At 70.4% G+C, this 16,590-nt stretch carries 20 protein-coding genes; 5 read left to right on the top strand and 15 right to left on the bottom strand.

The window, feature by feature from the left end; all coding sequences use genetic code 11:
* Positions 1 to 37: 37 nt before the first annotated feature.
* Positions 38 to 628, top strand: a complete 591-nt coding sequence (locus tag DFR69_RS21805) for a ClpP family protease (protein WP_110039472.1) — start codon at positions 38 to 40, stop codon at positions 626 to 628.
* A gap of 54 nt (positions 629 to 682) precedes the next feature.
* Here DFR69_RS21805 and DFR69_RS21800 read toward each other — a convergent pair whose 3' ends face one another.
* Genes DFR69_RS21800 through DFR69_RS21790 form a run of 3 tightly spaced genes read right to left on the bottom strand, consistent with a single transcriptional unit; the run spans position 683 to position 3,950 of the window.
* Entirely contained in the window at positions 683 to 1,519 is an 837-nt protein-coding gene (locus tag DFR69_RS21800; RefSeq protein ID WP_110039471.1) for an SDR family oxidoreductase, read from the bottom strand.
* Positions 1,516 to 2,997: a flavin-containing monooxygenase gene (locus DFR69_RS21795; RefSeq protein WP_110039470.1), complete on the bottom strand. Its 1,482-nt coding sequence runs from the start codon at positions 2,995 to 2,997 to the stop codon at positions 1,516 to 1,518. Before DFR69_RS21795 ends, DFR69_RS21800 begins: the two co-directional genes overlap by 4 nt.
* The gene (locus DFR69_RS21790) at positions 2,994 to 3,950 is read right to left on the bottom strand and encodes a patatin-like phospholipase family protein (protein WP_110039469.1); all 957 of its coding nucleotides are present in this window, start codon (positions 3,948 to 3,950) and stop codon (positions 2,994 to 2,996) included. Before DFR69_RS21790 ends, DFR69_RS21795 begins: the two co-directional genes overlap by 4 nt.
* 60 nt (positions 3,951 to 4,010) lie before the next feature.
* Between DFR69_RS21790 and DFR69_RS21785 the strand changes: the two genes are divergently transcribed.
* Entirely contained in the window at positions 4,011 to 4,610 is a 600-nt protein-coding gene (locus DFR69_RS21785) for a TetR/AcrR family transcriptional regulator (RefSeq protein ID WP_110039468.1), read from the top strand.
* Between the two features lie 149 nt (positions 4,611 to 4,759).
* Here the strand turns inward: DFR69_RS21785 and DFR69_RS21780 are convergent, their stop codons facing one another.
* From DFR69_RS21780 to DFR69_RS21740, 9 genes are all read right to left on the bottom strand, one after another.
* Positions 4,760 to 5,161 (bottom strand): helix-turn-helix domain-containing protein, encoded by a 402-nt coding sequence (locus DFR69_RS21780; RefSeq protein ID WP_110039467.1) that lies wholly within the window; start codon positions 5,159 to 5,161, stop codon positions 4,760 to 4,762.
* A 62-nt stretch (positions 5,162 to 5,223) separates the two neighbouring features.
* Positions 5,224 to 6,435: an alpha/beta hydrolase family protein gene (locus DFR69_RS21775; RefSeq protein WP_110039466.1), complete on the bottom strand. Its 1,212-nt coding sequence runs from the start codon at positions 6,433 to 6,435 to the stop codon at positions 5,224 to 5,226.
* Positions 6,436 to 6,523: 88 nt separating this feature from the next.
* A complete protein-coding gene (locus DFR69_RS21770) occupies positions 6,524 to 7,390 on the bottom strand; it encodes an alpha/beta fold hydrolase (protein WP_110039465.1) in 867 nt (288 codons plus the stop codon).
* A gap of 31 nt (positions 7,391 to 7,421) precedes the next feature.
* Positions 7,422 to 8,567 (bottom strand): MFS transporter, encoded by a 1,146-nt coding sequence (locus DFR69_RS21765; protein ID WP_110039464.1) that lies wholly within the window; start codon positions 8,565 to 8,567, stop codon positions 7,422 to 7,424.
* An 81-nt stretch (positions 8,568 to 8,648) separates the two neighbouring features.
* Positions 8,649 to 9,272, bottom strand: coding sequence for a pyridoxamine 5'-phosphate oxidase family protein (locus DFR69_RS21760; RefSeq protein WP_110039463.1), 624 nt, complete (start codon positions 9,270 to 9,272; stop codon positions 8,649 to 8,651).
* A gap of 150 nt (positions 9,273 to 9,422) precedes the next feature.
* Positions 9,423 to 9,887 (bottom strand): DUF5130 domain-containing protein, encoded by a 465-nt coding sequence (locus DFR69_RS21755; protein WP_167456368.1) that lies wholly within the window; start codon positions 9,885 to 9,887, stop codon positions 9,423 to 9,425.
* Positions 9,874 to 10,149, bottom strand: a complete 276-nt coding sequence (ctaJ, locus tag DFR69_RS21750) for an aa3-type cytochrome oxidase subunit CtaJ (protein WP_110039461.1) — start codon at positions 10,147 to 10,149, stop codon at positions 9,874 to 9,876. The genes DFR69_RS21755 and ctaJ overlap by 14 nt, the downstream gene beginning before the upstream one ends.
* 72 nt (positions 10,150 to 10,221) lie before the next feature.
* Entirely contained in the window at positions 10,222 to 11,826 is a 1,605-nt protein-coding gene (locus DFR69_RS21745) for a glycoside hydrolase family 13 protein (protein ID WP_244198389.1), read from the bottom strand.
* A gap of 282 nt (positions 11,827 to 12,108) precedes the next feature.
* Positions 12,109 to 12,522, bottom strand: a complete 414-nt coding sequence (locus DFR69_RS21740; RefSeq protein WP_110039459.1) for a globin — start codon at positions 12,520 to 12,522, stop codon at positions 12,109 to 12,111.
* 153 nt (positions 12,523 to 12,675) lie between these two features.
* Between DFR69_RS21740 and DFR69_RS21735 the strand changes: the two genes are divergently transcribed.
* Positions 12,676 to 13,362, top strand: coding sequence for an HNH endonuclease (locus DFR69_RS21735; protein WP_232997297.1), 687 nt, complete (start codon positions 12,676 to 12,678; stop codon positions 13,360 to 13,362).
* A gap of 1 nt (position 13,363) precedes the next feature.
* On the opposite strand, the gene DFR69_RS21730 is transcribed toward DFR69_RS21735, so the two are convergent.
* Positions 13,364 to 13,933 carry a helix-turn-helix domain-containing protein gene (locus tag DFR69_RS21730; RefSeq protein WP_110039458.1) on the bottom strand — a complete coding sequence of 190 codons (570 nt, stop codon included), beginning with the start codon at positions 13,931 to 13,933 and terminating at the stop codon, positions 13,364 to 13,366.
* Positions 13,934 to 14,001: 68 nt separating this feature from the next.
* Between DFR69_RS21730 and DFR69_RS21725 the strand changes: the two genes are divergently transcribed.
* Both DFR69_RS21725 and DFR69_RS21720 read left to right on the top strand, forming a co-directional pair.
* The gene (locus DFR69_RS21725; RefSeq protein WP_110039457.1) at positions 14,002 to 14,703 is read left to right on the top strand and encodes an AzlC family ABC transporter permease; all 702 of its coding nucleotides are present in this window, start codon (positions 14,002 to 14,004) and stop codon (positions 14,701 to 14,703) included.
* A 205-nt stretch (positions 14,704 to 14,908) separates the two neighbouring features.
* Positions 14,909 to 15,229 (top strand): AzlD domain-containing protein, encoded by a 321-nt coding sequence (locus DFR69_RS21720; protein WP_186817364.1) that lies wholly within the window; start codon positions 14,909 to 14,911, stop codon positions 15,227 to 15,229.
* A gap of 250 nt (positions 15,230 to 15,479) precedes the next feature.
* On the opposite strand, the gene DFR69_RS21715 is transcribed toward DFR69_RS21720, so the two are convergent.
* A complete protein-coding gene (locus DFR69_RS21715) occupies positions 15,480 to 15,779 on the bottom strand; it encodes a DUF1540 domain-containing protein (RefSeq protein ID WP_110039456.1) in 300 nt (99 codons plus the stop codon).
* Between the two features lie 136 nt (positions 15,780 to 15,915).
* Positions 15,916 to 16,587, bottom strand: coding sequence for a DUF8185 domain-containing protein (locus DFR69_RS21710; RefSeq protein ID WP_110039455.1), 672 nt, complete (start codon positions 16,585 to 16,587; stop codon positions 15,916 to 15,918).
* Positions 16,588 to 16,590: the final 3 nt, after the last annotated feature.

The raw sequence follows: 16,590 nt of genomic DNA, 5'->3' as shown, positions 1-16,590 counted from the left end.
AAGCCGCTGCCGCGCCCCTGATCCGGACGGAGCTCCGATGACCAGCTACACCATCCCGAACGTCGTCTCCCAGCATCGCGGCGGGGAACGCATCACCGACATCTACTCGCATCTGCTGAGCGAGCGCATCGTCTACCTGGGCACCCCCATCGACTCCGGCGTCGCCAACGCCCTCATCGCCCAGCTGCTGCACCTGGAGTCGGACAGCCCCGGCCAGCCGATCAGCCTCTACATCAACTGCGAGGGCGGCGACCTGTCGGCCATGCTCGCCGTGTACGACACCATGAGTTTCATCAAGGCGCCGGTGCACACGACCTGCGTCGGCCAGGCCATCGCGGTCGGCGCGGTGCTGCTGGCCGGCGGCGCGGCAGGGCATCGATCGATGCTGCCGCACACGCGAATCGTGTTGCATCAGCCGGCGACTCGCGGCCAGGGCACCATCCCCGACCTGATCCTGCAGGCGGACGAGATCGTCCGGATGCGCGCGGCCATCGAGGCGATCCTGTCCAAGCACACCGGCCAGACACCGGAGACCCTGCGCCGCGACACCGACCGCGACCGGGTGTTCACCGCCGAGACCGCACTCGAATACGGCCTGGTCGATCAGGTGCTGCACGAGCGGGAGTGATAACGGGCGCGCCTCGACCCCGGCGGGTGAGGCGCGCCCGGAATCAGCCCGCGCTCACTGCTTTTCGATGCGGTCGAGGTAGGCGCGGCGCACCTTGTCGTCGACGCGGGTGATCGCGGCGTCGTCGTGAGCGGCCTTGCGCACGACCTTCAGCAGCGGCTCCGGGACCAGCCCGGCCGCGTTGGCCACGAGCCCGACATAGCCGGGCACCGAGGTCTCGGCCGCCCTGGTCTTGACGGAGCGGACCACCGCGGCCGCGATGTCCTCGGGGTCGACGGCGGGCAGGATGCCGTAGTCGATGCCCGAGCTGAGTTCGGTGCGCACGGCCGAGGGCAGCACCGCGCTCACACTCACCCCGGTCGCGTCCATCTCCAGGCGGGTCGCCGCGGTCAGCCCGACCACGGCGTACTTGCTCGCGTTGTACACGGCCAGGCCCTTGATCGGGAACTTGCCCGCCAGCGAGGCCACGTTCACCACGTGGCCGCGACCGCGCTCGACCATGCCGGGCAGTGCCAGCCGCATGCCGTGGATCACGCCGTAGACGTTGACGTCCATGGTGAGCTGGTCGATCCGGTCGGACTGCGCGAGGAAGGCGCCGTTGGGCATCACGCCCGCGTTGTTCACCAGCACGTCGAGCGGGCGGCCACGCCACGCCGCGGCAGCGTCGAGGAACGCCGCGTACGAGGACTTGTCGGTGACATCGAGGACGTGCCCCATCGCCCGGTCCCCGAGCTCGGCGGCGGCCTGCACGGCCAGCGCCTCGTCGAGGTCGCCGAGCGCGACATGCGCTCCCTCTGCGACGAAGGCCCGCGCGGTGGCCAGCCCGATGCCGCGTGCGGCGCCGGTGATCGCGACCAGCGCGCCGTTGAGGTCGATCCGTGGGTAGCTCATGCGGTGACCGCCATCTCGTCGTCGTGGGTGATCGTGAAATCGGTGGGATCGAAGGCGCTGACCCGACGGATCAGCTCGCCGGTCGACCACGGCCAGCTGAAGCTGTTGCGGCCGTTGGCGTCCAGGTAGTAGCTCTGGCAGCCGCCGGCGTTGTAGACGGTGCCCTGCAGTGCCGCCTGCACCTGCTCGACGTAGCGGGCCTGCACCTCGGGGCGCACGTCCAGGATCGCCCAACCCTGTCTACGGGCGCTCGCGATCGCCGAAACCAGCAGGTCGACCTGGGCCTCGAGAATCGCGAAGGCCGAGGAATGGCCGGTGCCCAGGCTCGGCCCCAGCACACTGAACGCGTTGGGGAACCCGGTGGTGACCGTGCCGAGGTAGGCCTCGGGTGAGCCCTGCCAGTGCTCGGCCAGGGTCCGGCCGTCGGTGCCGCGCACGATGTCGGCCAGCGGGGTGTCCAGGATGTGGAAGCCGGTTCCGAGGATGACGGCGTCCACCTCGGCGGCCGTCCCGTCGGCGCCGACCACGGTGCTGCCGCGGAATTCGGCGACGGCGGTGGCGTGCACGTCGACGTTGTCCTTCGTCAGCGACTGGAGGTAGCTGTTGGAGAACAGGATCCGCTTGCAGCCGAGCAGGTAGTCGGGGGTCAGCTTGGCGCGCAACTCCGGATCACGCACCACCGCGCGCAGATACGCCGAGCCCACCGTCTGCACCGTCTGCATCAGCGGGCGCGGGTGGCGGAACGCGACGCCGAGGCCCTCCATCAGGGCGTACTCCACCGAGCGCAAGGCCTTGTGCGCGAACGGCAGTCGCCGCATCACCCGCTTCTCGAAGCGGGGCACCGGGTGGTCCAGCTTCGGCAGCACCCACTGCGCGGTGCGCTGGAACAGATGCAGCTCGGCCACCTCGGGCTGAATGGCGGGCACGAACTGCACCGCCGACGCGCCGGTACCGACCACGGCGACGCGCTTGCCGCGCAGGTCGTAGTCGTGGTTCCAGCGCGCCGAATGGAAGACCTCGCCGGGGAATTCGGCCAGGCCCGGGATGTCGGGGAAGCGTGGCTCGTTCCAGGGGCCTGCCGCGGAGACGACGAAACGGGCGGTCAGCGCGCCGTCGCTGGTGTCGAGGTGCCAGCGCCGGTCGGCGTCGTCCCAGCGGGAGCCGAACACCTCGACACCGAACCGGGTGCGGGCGGCGAGCCCGTGCTCGCGGGCCACCCCGTCGACGTAGGCCAGGATCTCGGGCTGGGTCGCGAACAGCCGCGACCACTCGCTGTTGGGCGCGAACGAGTACGAGTACAGACCCGACGGGACATCGCAGGCGCAGCCGGGATAGGTGTTGGCGCGCCAGGTGCCGCCGAAGGTCTCGGCCTTCTCCACGATCACGACGTCCTCGACGCCCGCCTCCGCGAGCTTGATCGCGGCGCAGATGCCCGAGATTCCCGCCCCGATCACGACCACTTCGTGGTGGCTGCTCATACGTTCTCTCCTTCGCGAACGGACGCCCGGATCGCCTCGGCGACCCGGGCGGGGACGGCACGGCGGGCCGCGGCCAAGGTGGCGGGGCGCCGGGTGGAATCCATGAAATTGGGGCCCATCGCCGCGAGTTCGGCGGGGCCGGGTTCGACCCGGATCACGCGCGTGCCCGCCGCGCGCAGCGCGGCCACCTCGGCGTCGAGACCCTTGGTCATCTGGGCGCGCAACAGCCGCTCGACGCGGCTCAGCCCGGTGGCGGGGGCGCCGCCCGCCGAGGTCATCGGGGCGATGATCACGACCTCGTCGAGGTCGAGCGGTACCAGCAGATCCGCCGAGACCGACGAGACCGCGCCGCCGTCGACGAACGCGCGACCGTCGATCGGGACCGGCGGGAACCAGCCGGGAATGGCCCAGGATGCCGCGATCGCCGAGCCGAGGTCGACGCGGGGCGCGCGCGGCGAGCCGAAGGCGACCCGTTCGCCGGTCCGCGCGTCGGCGGCCACCAGCCAGGTCGCTGGGTGTTCGACCCAGCCGCCACGCGGCGTCAGCGCGCGGCCGTAGGCACGCAGCCAGTTCGCGTCCCCGCGGCCCGTGGGCAGCACGCCCGACAGCGCGGTGTAGACCGAGCCGCGCCGCACACCGGCGCCGATCAGCCCCAGACCCGGCAGCCCGAGTCGCGGCAGGGGTGGCATCGCGCCGGGATCGACCGCGACATGCGCCGCGAGGAGGGGATCGGCGGCCGGCGCCTGGTCGAGCGCGTCGAGCAGGTCGCCGGGCGTACGGCCCGCGCCCAGCGCGGCCACGATCTCGGCGCCGGCGGAGGTTCCGATCAGCACGTCGGCGGAGCGGGCGTCCCAGTGCAGCGCCCGCTCGACGGCGTCGAGGGCCACCGCAGTCCAGGCGAACCCGAGGACGCCACCGCATCCGATGGCGAGTCCACGTCGTCGTGTAGTCATGATTCGAATACTAACGGTATTCGAGTTCTGACGGTACCCCGAATTTGCTAGACTTCCGTCGTGGCCCGGATGACACGTAAGGAGTCGCACGCACTCACCCGCGAGCGTTTGATCGAGACCGCCAAACGGCTCTTCCTGAGCGACGGATACAACGTGACGTCGCTGGACAAGGTGGCTGCCGAGGCGGGCTTCTCGAAGGGTGCGGTCTACTCGAACTTCGCGACCAAACACGAGCTGGGCCTGGCCGTGATCGATGTCGTGCACGTGGAACGGGCCCAGTCGCTGTCCGAGGCAGTCATGGGACACGACGACATGGACGCGCGGATCGAGGCGTTCGCCCGGTGGGCCGACGAGAACATCGGCGACGTCGGCTGGACCGCGCTCGAGGTCGAGTTCGCGACGAGCACCCGGCACCTGCCCGAAGTCCGCACCGAACTGGCCGCCCGCAGGCGATCGATGACCGCCCTGCTCGGCTCACTGGTGCAGGTGCAGGCCGACGAGATGGGCTTCGAGCTGCCGATCCCCGCCGAAGACGCGGCGCTGCAACTGCTCTCACTCGGCATCGGTCTCGGCGTGCAGCGCGCGATCGATCCGGAGATGCCGGTGAGCGCGCTGGTCGACATGCTCCGCGGCCTGGTCGACGCGGTCCGCGCGGGCTGAGCTGTCGCCGTCCGGCGAAAGACGCGCGTCGCTCGGCCACGCGGGGTCCGCTGCCACCGGCACCGGCGAGAACGCGTCCGCCCCGACTCGTTCCCCGGCGGGCGAACGCCGTGGCGGGCGGATGCGTCGCGCCGGGGTACGCCGAGAGCTCAGGCGGCGAGCAGGACCGCGTTCGGGGCGGTGAAGTTCTGGACCTGGGCGGGCCGCACAGGGGTCCTCAGGCGGCGATCGCCGCCGAGGACGACCGCGCGGGCGGCGACCGGCCGCATCGACTCGGCGACCTGCGCGACCAGCTCACTCAGCGAGGTGCCGAGGGCCCCGGCGAGTGCCGCGATCATCTCGCTAGAGGGTTCCTTGCGGCCACGCTCGACCTCGGACAGGTACTGCGGGGAGATCCCCGCCCGCCCGGCGGTGTCGACGAGGGTCGAGCGCTGCTCGAGCCGCAGGGCGCGCAGCCGCTCGCCGAGCGCCTCCCGCCAGAGTGGTTCGGGGCGCGTCCGCCCGTCACCGCGCCCGCCCGGAATCACCCGCAACCCGTTGTGCTCGCCCATACTGCGAGGGTAGGGACTCGCGTGCCGACACACCCGGTTCTTCTGCTGTCGGCGTAATCGCCTCAGCGGGTGATGCCGAAGCGGCTGTCGACCCAGCCGAGGGCGTCGGCGAAAGAGGCGCCGATGATCTCGCTGTGGTCGGTGCCGTCGTATTTGCGATAGTCCACCGTCTGACCGCGCATCTGCTGTTCGGCGACCATCGCGTCGGTCGACTTCAGCGGCACGGTCATGTCGTCGCGGCCCTGCAGGACCAGCACCGGGGTGGTGAACCGGACGCCGCTGGGATCGTTGTCGTCGAGCACCCGCAGCAGGCCGGACAGGTCGCCGTCCTTGCTGAACACCTCGCGCGTCGAGAGCCCGCCCCAACGGGTCTGATCACGCAGCCCCGCGACGCACTCGGTGTCGGCGCTGGGCAGCAGGGCGACGGCGCGGTCGGTGAGGAAGCGGCTCGGGTCGATGTCGGTGACGGTCTGCGCGCCGCGCACCAGCAGCGGCACGAACAGCGCGATGTCGCCGACGCCGAGCTTGCCCAGCGGGTTCGACACCGTCCACTTCGCCATCCGCACCTGTTCGGCGATGTGCGAGACCGGGGCCAGCGCGACGGCGCCGAGCAGCGGGGTTTCCGGCGCCCACGCCGTCGCCGCGCCCGCCGCGAAGAGGGCGGCGTGACCACCCTGCGAGTGCCCCATCGCCACCCAGCGTGCGCCCACGGACTTGTCGACTTCCCGTGCGGCCGTGGCCAGGTCGGCCATCGCGCGCTGCTCGGTCTCGCCGATCAGGTAACCGTGGTTGCCCGGCGTGCCGAGGCCCTGATAGTCGGTCCTGGCCACCGCGTACCCCTTGGCGACCCAACGTGCCTGCTCGTCGATGCTCGGCGAGGACCCGCTGGAACGCGAGGGGGCGCAGACGTCGGCGACCCCGCTGGTGCCGGGCGCCCAGGTGATCAGCGGCCAGCCGCCCGCGGGCGGCGTGCCCTCCGGCACCGCGAGCGTGCCCGAGACCGCGACGGGCTTGCCCTGCGCGTCGACCGAGCGATACAGCGTCAGGTGATTGCGTGCGCCGGGAACGACCCGCGCGCCGGTCAGGGGCTGGCTGCGGATCACCGAACCGTGCTGTCCCGGAATCGATTCCGCCGGTGGATCATAGAAATCCGCCTGCGGTGTGCCGACCGCGACGCCGGCCGCGTCGGCCAGATCCTCGGCACAGGCCGAACTGGTGAGCGCCAGGCAGGCCACCGCGGCCGCCGTGATCACCCGAGCGATTCCTGTCCGCATGTTCCCCCCGTGACGCCGATGGACCGCCGATCAGGGTACTCGATGCCGCGACGGCCGGGCGTCGCGCGGACGCCCGGCCGTCGGCCGGTCAGCGCGCTACCCGCCCGAGGAAGTCGCGGATGAGCGCGGCGATCTCCGGTCCGTGCGTCTCCAGGGCGAAGTGGCCCGCGTCGAGCAGGTGCAGCTCGGCGTCCGGCAGATCCCGCAGGTACGCGCGGGCGCCGTCGGCGCCGAAGATCTCGTCGTGCTCACCCCAGGCGATCAGCGTCGGCGGGCGGTGCTCGGCGAAGTACTTCTGGAACGCCGGGTAGCCGTCGAGGTTGTTCTTGTAGTCGGCGAACAGCTGGAGCTGGATCTCCGTGTTCCCCGGACGGTCCAGGTACGCCTGATCCAGCGTCCAGGTGTCGGGACTGACCAGCGCGAGCCGGTCGGCCGGAACACCGTGCGTGTACTGCCATTTCGTCGCGTCGAGGGTGAGCAGCTTACGCACCTCCGGCTCATGCGTGGCCCGGTCGTTGGCGTGCGCGAACAGCACCTCCCAGAACGGGGTGAAGCCCTCCATGTAGGCATTGCCGCTCTGGGTGACGAGGGCGGTGACCCGCTCGGGGTGCGCCGAGGCGATGCGCAGTCCGATGGGGGCGCCGTAATCCTGGATGTAGAGCGCGAACCGGTCGACGCCGAGGTGGTCGAGCAGGCCGAGGGTGAGTTCGGTGAGATGGTCGAAGGTGTAGTCGAATTCGTCGACCGACGGCATCGCCGACTGGCCGAAGCCGAGGTGGTCGGGGGCGATCACGTGATAGTCGGCGGCGAGCTCGGGAATCAGCGCGCGGAACATGGCCGAGCTGGTCGGGAACCCGTGCAGCAGCACGATGGTCGGCGCGTTCGGGTCACCTGCCTCCCGGTAGAACAGGGACTGACCCTGGATCTGGACGGTGTTGTGGCGGACCTGGTTCATGATGGATCTCTCTTTCTGGTGGGGTGTTTCGTCAGGCGGTGACCGGCACGCGGGGGCGGACCGGGGAGATCAGCGCGGCGGCGACGACGGTGAACAGCAGCGCGAGCGCGAAGTAGCCGCGGTAGCCGTCGGTGACGGCGTGGACGAGGGTGGCGACGCCGAGTCCGGCGGCGGCGGAGAGCTGGTGGATCACCCAGGCCGGAGCCAGGGTGCGGCCCATGCGGGCGGGGTCGAGACCGCGCGACAGGATCGCCATGGTGAGCGGGATGACGGGGAACGAGGCGATGCCGAACAGCACCGCGACGAGCACCAGGACCTCGGGTCCCGGCACGAACACCGCGGGCGCCAGCGCGACCAGCCGCACCGCGAACAGCACTCGCAGCAGGGTCTCCGGCGGATGGCTGCGCAGCAGGCGCACCATGGCCGCCGAGGTCAGACCGGCTGTCAGCGCGGCCAGTGCGACGAGCCTGCCCGCTCCGGCCACCGACCATCCCTGTTCCACAGCGTGTTTCGGCAGCATCAGCACGACGACGTAGAGGGTGGCGGCATGGAAGCCGAACGACACCAGCACCTTCCACCGGTCCGCCAGCGACTCCCCGGCGCCCGCGGGCGAATTCGCTCGCTGATCGGTGGGCAGCAGCCGCCACAGCACCGCCGTCGCGGTCAGGCCGATCGCGCCGAGCAGCGCGAAGGTGCCCCGCACGCCGATCGGGTCGAACAGCGCGGTCGCCGCCCATGGCGTGATCAGCTGCCCCAGGTTGATGCCGATCGCGGCCCTGGCCATGGCCGGTCCGGCCTGCGCGCCGTGCGCCCGGCCGAGCAGGGTGGTGACGGTCAGCGTGGAGGAGGCGGCGAAGCCGAGTCCGCCGAGCACCATGTAGGCGGCGACGAACTGCCAGGTCTCGGTGACCGTGGCCAGCACCAGATAGCTGCCCGAGATCAGCGAGAGTCCGCCGATCAGCACGAGTTTGGGCCCGAGCAGGTCGAGCAGCCTGCCGATGCCCTGCTGGGCGAGACCCGTCACCGCGGTGCCGAGCGCGGCGGCGACGGCCAGCGCCGTCGCCGAGACACCGTAGGCCGCGGCGGTGGGCGCGAAGAACACGCCCATGGTGAAGTTCAAGCCGAAGGAGACGGTCATCGCAGCCAGACCGGCCCAGGCAAGATGCTCGCGTCGCATCCCGTCACGTCCTAACTATATAAATTGGTTTTAACGGTTACGTGTGGACACACCTCGGTCGAGACCGAACCGAGTCAGCGGTCAGCCTTTGGCGAGATCCGTTCGGAGCCGGGCGTTCTCGGCTTCCAGCTCGGCGATCCGCTCCCGCAGGACCCCCATCGCCTCCGCGACGGCGGCCCGCGGGTACAGCGCGGGAATGTGCTGGCGGCAGTTCCAGTCGTAGGCCTCGACCTCGATCACCACCGCCCGCTCGACGTGTGCGCGATACCCGTCGACCGCGAGCGAGGCGACCAGCTCCGGATCGTCGGCGGCCTCCACCACGCGCGCCCGTCCGAAGATCTTCATCCGCGCCTGGGCGGCGTAGTCCATGAGGAACAGCGAGACCCGATTGTCGTGATCGAGATTGCCGCGGCTGATGTACTGCTTGTTGCCGCGAAAGTCGGCGAAGGCGAGGTTCCGGGAATCGAGCACCCGCAGGAAACCCGGTGCGCCACCGCGATGCTGGATGTAGGGCCACCCGGTCTCGCCGACCGTCGCCAGATAGAAGCTGTCCCGCTCGCCGATGAACGCGGCCTCGTCGGGCCCGATCCGATCCGCCTCGGCGGGAACCTGCGCCATCCGCTCGTAGCTGCGCAGGCTGCCGTGCGCACGCTGATGTTCACGCACCAGCGGCGTGAACGCGACCTGCGCGTAGTGGCCCGTCATGCCGCACCGCCCGTTCCCATGTAACTGTTCATACCAGCTTTAACAGTTAGAAGCGAGCCGATCATTCCCGATGTACGAGAATTCGTGCCGGGAAAGACGAACGGCGCGTTCACCTTCGGAGGTGAACGCGCCGTTCGGCGGGAGAACGAACTAGCGGCCGATGGAGGCGGCCATGACGCGGACGGCCGAGATCAGCCCGTCGATCAGGTTGCCCTGCCGGAACGAGGCCAGGGCGGCGGTGACGCCGAGCTGGCAGATCCGGTCGTTGGCGCGCTCGGCGACATTCGCGCCCGAGCGCACCTCGATCGCGCCCTGATTCGGGGAGACCGCGATGAGCACCGAGTCGGCGGCCTCCGGCGTGTTCGGCAGCAGCGCGTCGGCGCCGGTCGCCGGGTCGGACCCGAGATCGCCGAGGTAGATGTTGAAGCGGACCTTGGTCGCGCGGGTCGCGTCGGTGAGCGCGTTGTCGAGGGCGACGCGCTCCCGATCGGTGAAGGGCACCTCGTCGAAGACGGCGCCCGGCTCGTGCACACCCGAGACGCGGCCGCTGCTGGTCAGCGCGAATCCGTGCGGCAGGTCGGCCTCGACCACCGCGGGCCACTTAGAACTTGCCACTTGCCCGGCCTCCGATCAGCTCCGCGTTGGCGGCTTCGAGAGCCACATGACTGCCATGCGACTCGGCGGTGTGGTGACCCGCGGAGGTCACCTCGTCGGTAGCGCTCCACAGCACCGGCCGGTGGGTCCACTTCTGCCCGAGCGCGAAGTGGGCCGGCTTATCACCGGGAAATGGCTTACCGAGATAGGACAAACCCGCGATCGCGAAGTAGATCGCGGCCGGGATGCCGACGAAGATCAGCACTGTCTCGAGAATGCTCACGGTCCAACGGTAGACGATGCTGTGTAGTAGTTCATCCTCCGGTCATGTCGAAGGCCCGCGTGTCCGCCCGGTTCAGACCAGCCAGGCCGCTGCGCTCGCCGGCAGCCGGTCGTCGGAGACGGGCGCGCTGGCCAGCAGCACCTCGCCCGGCGGCAGCTGGATCGGCCCGTCGGAGGCGTTGAGCACGCACACCAGCCCGCCCGGCCTGCGGAAGGCCAGGCACCCGTCGGGGCTGCCGTACCACTCGATCCGGTCGCCGGCGAATTCCGGCCGGGTCCCGCGCAGGTCGATCGCCAGCCGGTACAGCGACAGCGTCGAGTGCAGGGTCTCCAGCTGGGCTTCCACCGTGCGGTCGGCCCACTCGGCGGGGATGGGCAGCCACGACTCGGCGCCGTCGGTGAAACCGAACGGCGCCTGCGTGCCCTCCCACGGCAACGGCACCCGGCACCCGTCGCGGCCGCGTTCGGTGTGGCCGGAACGCTCCCACACCGGGTCGCGCAGGGCGTCCTCGGGCAGGTCGTCGACGTTGGGCAGACCGAGCTCGGCGCCGTTGTAGAGGAAGACCGCGCCGGGCAGGGCCAGCTCCACCATCATCATCGCCCGCGCCCGCTCCACGCCGGTCCGTCCGCCGCCATAGCGGGTGACCTCACGTTCGATGTCGTGGTTGGACAGCGTCCACGTGGGTGGCGCGCCGACGCCGCTCACGGCCTCGAGCGAATGCGTGATGGCCTCGCGCACGCCGTCGGCGGTGAACGGGGTCTCGGCCAGGCGGAAGTTGAAGGCCAGGTGCAGCTCGTCGGGGCGCACGTACTCACCGAAGCGGACGTTGTCGTCGACCCACACCTCGCCGATCGACACCGCGTGCGGGTAGTCGTCGAGCACCGTGCGGATGCGGCGGTGGATGGCGTGCACGCCGGGATTGTTGAAGCGGGGATCGTCGTCGTCGTGCACCAGCATCTTGGTCTCGACCCTGGCCATGTCGGGCAGGCCCTCCGGCTTGGCCATGCCGTGCGCGACGTCGATCCGGAAGCCGTCGACGCCGCGATCGAGCCAGAAGCGCAGCGTCTTCTCGAAATCGGCGGCGACCTCGGGATTGTCCCAGTTCAGGTCGGGCTGCTCGGGCGCGAAGATGTGCAGGTACCACTGGCCGGGCTCGCCGTTCGGCTCGGTCACCCTGGTCCAGGCCGGGCCGCCGAAGATGCTCGGCCAGTTGTTGGGCGGCTCGGCGCCGTCGGCGCCCTTGCCGTCCCGGAAGATGTAGCGCTGTCGCTCGGGGCTGCCCGGCGCGGCCTCCAGCGCCGCGGTGAACCACGGATGCTCGACGCTGGTGTGGTTGGGCACCAGATCCATCGTCACCTTGATCTCGCGGTCGTGCGCCTCGGCGATGAGCTCGTCCAGCGCGGTCAGGCCGCCGAACAGCGGGTCGATGTCGCGCGGATCGGACACGTCGTAACCGCCGTCGGCCTGCGGCGAACGCATCACCGGACAGATCCACAGCGCGTCGACGCCGAGTAGCTCCAGGTACCCCATCTTCTCGCGCACACCACCAAGGTCGCCGATTCCGTCACCGTCGGAATCCGCGAACGAGCGTGGATAGACCTGATAGAACACGGCGGTTGTCCACCACGGAGCGGTGCTTGCTTCCCCCGGCACCGGCGAGGCAGGTGTCTGTGTCACACCCGCAATATTGCCAAAGATTGCCCGGGATATTCCTCCGGCGCGAGACTTTCTCGGAATCCGGCAAATCGTCAGCGTTTCGCCACGCCGGACCGAAACGTCGCGGTAACTCCAACGATGGTCACGGAAGGGCCACCACCTGCGGGTCAGCAGCGAACGCGGGGCACCCAGACCTCAGCCGGGCGTGTTCTGGAGGGAGGCCGCGGGAATACGGTGCATGGCTTCGGATCAGCCCGGCGTGTTCTGGAGGGAGGCCGCGGGAATGCGGTGCACGGCTTCGGATCAGCCGGGCGTGTTCTGGAGTGAGGCCGCGGCCATTTGGAAATAGTCGAGCAGGGCCTTGCGGTGTTCGTTGTCGAGGACCGACGGTTCGATCTCGCCGATCGCGATGGTCATGCACCGCAGCCAGGCGTCGCGCTCGAGCGGACCGATGGCGAACGGGTGGTGGCGCATGCGCAACCGCGGGTGCCCGCGCTCGTCGGAGTAGGTGCGTGGACCGCCCCAGTACTGCTCGAGGAACATCCGCATCCGGCGCTCGGCCGGGCCCAGGTCTTCCTCCGGATACAGCGGGCGCAGGATCTCGTCGGCGGCCACCTCGCGGTAGAACACCGAGACGAGACGACGGAACGTCTCGGCTCCGCCCACCGCTTCGTAGAACGAGGTCGCTGTCTGCTCACCGGAAGTCACAGGCTCCATTGTGCCTCCAGGACGAGCGTGGTCGCCCTTCAGCCACAGTTCACCCGATAGTTTGAAAAATAGCCGTGCAATACGGGGCGAACCATGGTCAACTGGGGGCAGTATCGGCCCCAGATACCACATGATCCTGCCAATCATGAAATTGAGGTCAAGATGAAGCAGCGACCCAGCGCCCGGTCACACGAGGCGCGAGCGCATCGACAACTCCAGCCCGCCGACGTCCACAATCGTGGCTCGGGGGCCATCCCGCTGCACATCGTGTCCGACCATCAGCCGCATCACCCCGCGCCTCTGCACCTCGCCGGAGACCACGACGCCGCCGCTTGGCGCAAACGCCGGGTTCTCCTCCTCAACGCCACCTACGAACCGCTCACCGCCCTGTCCGCGCGCCGCGCGGTCGTCCTGCTGATCTGCGCCAAAGCCGACGCGGTGCACGACAATCCCGAAGGCCCGGTCCTGCATTCCGCGGGCGCCGAAGTGGCCATTCCCTCCGTCATCCGGCTGCGTACCTACGTCCGCGTGCCCTACCGCGCCAGGGTCCCGATGACCCGCGCCGCGCTGATGCACCGCGACCGGTACCGCTGCGGCTACTGCGGCGGCAAAGCCGAGACCATCGACCACGTGATCCCCCGCAGCCGCGGTGGCGAGCACTCGTGGGAGAACTGCGTCGCCAGCTGCGCGCCGTGCAACCACCGCAAGGCCGACAAGATGCTCACCGAGCTGGGCTGGACCCTGCGCCACCCGCTGGTCTCCCCCAAGGGGCCGCACTGGCGGCTGCTGTCGACCTCGGCCGATCTGGATCCGGTCTGGTTGCAGTATCTCGGCGAGGGAGCCGCCTGAGTCAGGGGCTCTCGATCACCATCGAGGCCCAGGTCCCCGGTTCGAGCGCTTCGAAGATGTGCGGCAGATCGCCGAGGTAGCGCACGTAGTCGCCGGGGCCCACCTCGATGGGCTCATCCGCAGGTCCGACCAGCGCGCGTCCTGCCGCGAGCACCACGTGCTCGACGACGCCGATCTGGTGTGGGTCCGAGCGCCGGGTGTGCCCGGGTTCGGCCGCGACCCGGTACACGTCGCAGCGGGTGTGCGACTGCCCCGCTGCGAGCAACGTCACCCGGTAGTCCGCGTCGGGTGAGGGCACCGGCGCGCCCTCGTCGGCGCGGATCACCTGGACGTTGGGCCGTGGCGGGTCGAGCAGTCGCGAGAACGGCATCTCCAGCGCGACGCACAGGGCCCACAGGGTCTCCAGGCTGGGGTTCCCCGTGCCCGATTCCAGTTGGGACAGTGTCGATTTCGCGACGCCGGCGCGATTCGCGACCTCGGTCAGCGACAAACCTGCGCGGGCGCGCTCGCGCCGCAGCGACGCCGCGATCACCGCTTGGGGTGGTCCGGCGACCGGGTCCTGCCGGTCCATCTACGCCTCCTGGGGAGCTGGCGATGTCGGGTTGACTTTACCCAGCGCCGCCGTTCACCATGTAAAACATGCGTTCGATGTACCGAACACTCGACCGGGGCACGCTGGCTGCCGTGGCCGCGGCCTGCCTGGCCGTCGGCCTCTTCGGCGTGTCCTACGGCGCGTCTACGATCGCCGCCGGTTTCCCGGTCTGGATGCCGATCGTGATGGCGGTGACGGTGCTCGCGGGCGGCTCGGAGCTACTGTTCTTCGGCATCGTCGCGGCCGGCGGGAGCCCGCTGGCCGCGGTGGTCGCCGGGCTGCTGCTCAACGCCAGGCATCTGCCGTACGGGCTGTCCGCGCCGGAGGTGTTCGGCCGGGGCTGGCGCCGCGTACTCGGCGTCCACGTGCTCAACGACGAATCGGTCGCGTTCGCGGCGGCGCCCGGCGATCAGGAGCGCAAACGGGCCGCGTACTGGGCGTGCGGCATCGGTGTCGCGCTGTGCTGGCCGCTCGGTGCGACCCTCGGCGCCGCCCTCGGCTCGCTCGTCCCCGACACCTCGGCACTCGGCCTGGACGCGGTGTTCCCGGTGATCCTGCTCGCCCTGATCCTGCCCGCTCTGCGCGATCGCGCCACCCTGCGCCCGGTCCTGGTCGGTGCCGCGCTCGCCGTGGTGGTCGCGCCGTTCGTCCCCGCCGGCCTGCCCGTGCTGATCGCGCTGCTCGGCCTGGTGTTCGCACTGCGCCCACCGGAGGCGCCCGCGGACGCCGACAGGGTGGTGACGAGTTGACGGCCACTCAGCCGACCGGCGGCAGGCGCGCCGGACACCTGCCGCGCGCGTCCCGCCGCGAACCACGCACCGGGCGCCCGGCGATCATCCACTCACCGAGTGGACAGGACACTCCGCGCTTCGGCATTCGTCGCCGACCGCTACGGCCGTGTCCGACCGGCGCCTATGTCGTCGTGCACGGGGCTGCGGCGATCGGAGGGACGTCGTGAACGCGCCATATCTGCTGCCCGCGATGCTCGCCCTGGCCGTCGGCACCTATGCCCTGCGCTGGACGGGTCCCGCACTGCGGCATCGACTCCGCCTGTCGGCCAGGACGATCCATCTGCTCGATACGGGCGCACTGATCCTGCTGGCCGCGCTGGTGGCGACCGCTACTCTGCCCACCGGCTCCGGCGAACTCGGCGTCGCCCTGCCCGCGGGCGTCGGCGTGGGCGGCGTGCTGGCCTGGCGGCGGGCACCGCTGCTGGTCACGGTGATCGCCGCCGCCGCGACCACGGCGGTGCTCAGGCTCGCGGGCGTGCACTGACCCGCCGCACCGTCCCGTCACCCGTGGCTCGCACAGCGAGCACAGGCGCAGCGGAACCACCCGTCACCCGGCCGGACCGCAGGCGCGATCAGCCGTCGACGGACCATCGAACCCACCGAGCCGACTACCAGAACCACCGCTCTACAGTCGCCGGCGCACTCCCGGACCGACAGCGCTCAGCGCACCACGCGGCACATCGGCCTCCGTCACCAGCCGCGCGGAGACAGAGCCGACGCCGCGGCGAACCGCGTCAGCGGGACCGGTAGGTCAGGCAGCGCGCCGAGTGTTCGGCCGAGCCCGCGCCGACGCGGATCTCGGTCGCCGCGCATTCGAGGTCCCGGTTGTGGACACAGTCGGCGCGCTGACAGGCGCCGACCATGCTGGTGACGGTGTCGAGACCGCCTTTCACCGACAGGGGAACGAATGTCTCGCAATCGGCGCTGCCGTTGTGCCCGGCGACGTTGATCGCGAAGGCGTGGCAGCCGTCGTGGTTGTAGGAACAATCGCCGACCGTGCACTCGGTGACGTGCGGCATTTCGATCGAAGTCATATCCAGCCCTCTCACCTGCTCGATGGTCACGCTGTGTCGGATATCACTCTAGGCCGCCGCAAACGCTAATCAAGGCAGGTCAGGCTAGCCTTATCAGCACTGCCGGGCCGTGCGGCACCGCCGTCCACCGCCGGCTTCAGCTGGGCGACAACGGGATTCCGCCGCCGAGGCGGCGCGCGACCGAGCCGTAGCGCGCGTCCAGCCGCAACCATGTGCGTGTCGCGCGGACGCGCACGAGCTCGGCAGGCTGGATGCGGCGCGACTCGGTCTTCTCCCCCGCGTGCGGAATGAAATCCATCGCGGTGAGTGCGAAGACCACCCGCATCGGCACATCGACGGTCAGCTCGTCCGCCCCGGTCACCGTGAGCACCGACTGATCGAGCAGCGACGCGGGCGGGCCATGGGCGCCGCCGTGTTCGCGCGCGAGATCGGCGCCGCGCTCGGCCAATTCGACCAGGGCGCGGGCCGGCACGTCGTCGACATGGGTGAAGCCATCGGTCGGCGGCAGGGCGCCGCGCCAGGCCGAGTCCATCGAGTAGCCGAGATCGATCGGATGGCCGGTGCGCAGGCCGGCCAGCACGGCGTCGGCGCCGACGGTGACATCGTCGACGCCGAGTTCGGCGGTCACCGTGCGCACCGCGAGCGTCTCGAAACCCGTTGCCACCCAGGCCGAAACCAGGCTCGAGCCGCGCCGCCGCAGGCGCACGACGGCGGCGGGGTCGAGCCGGATCGCCCGGGTGAGGAAGGTGGCGAGGTTCTCGCGTTCGGCCGGATCGGGGGCGTGCAGCACACGCTGTTCGGAGCTCACGTC

The sequence above is a fragment of the Nocardia neocaledoniensis genome (assembly GCF_003182135.1).
Classification (GTDB): domain Bacteria; phylum Actinomycetota; class Actinomycetes; order Mycobacteriales; family Mycobacteriaceae; genus Nocardia; species Nocardia neocaledoniensis.
The sequence above is the reverse complement of the archived record's forward strand: the minus strand, read 5'-3'. Positions and strand labels throughout refer to the sequence as shown.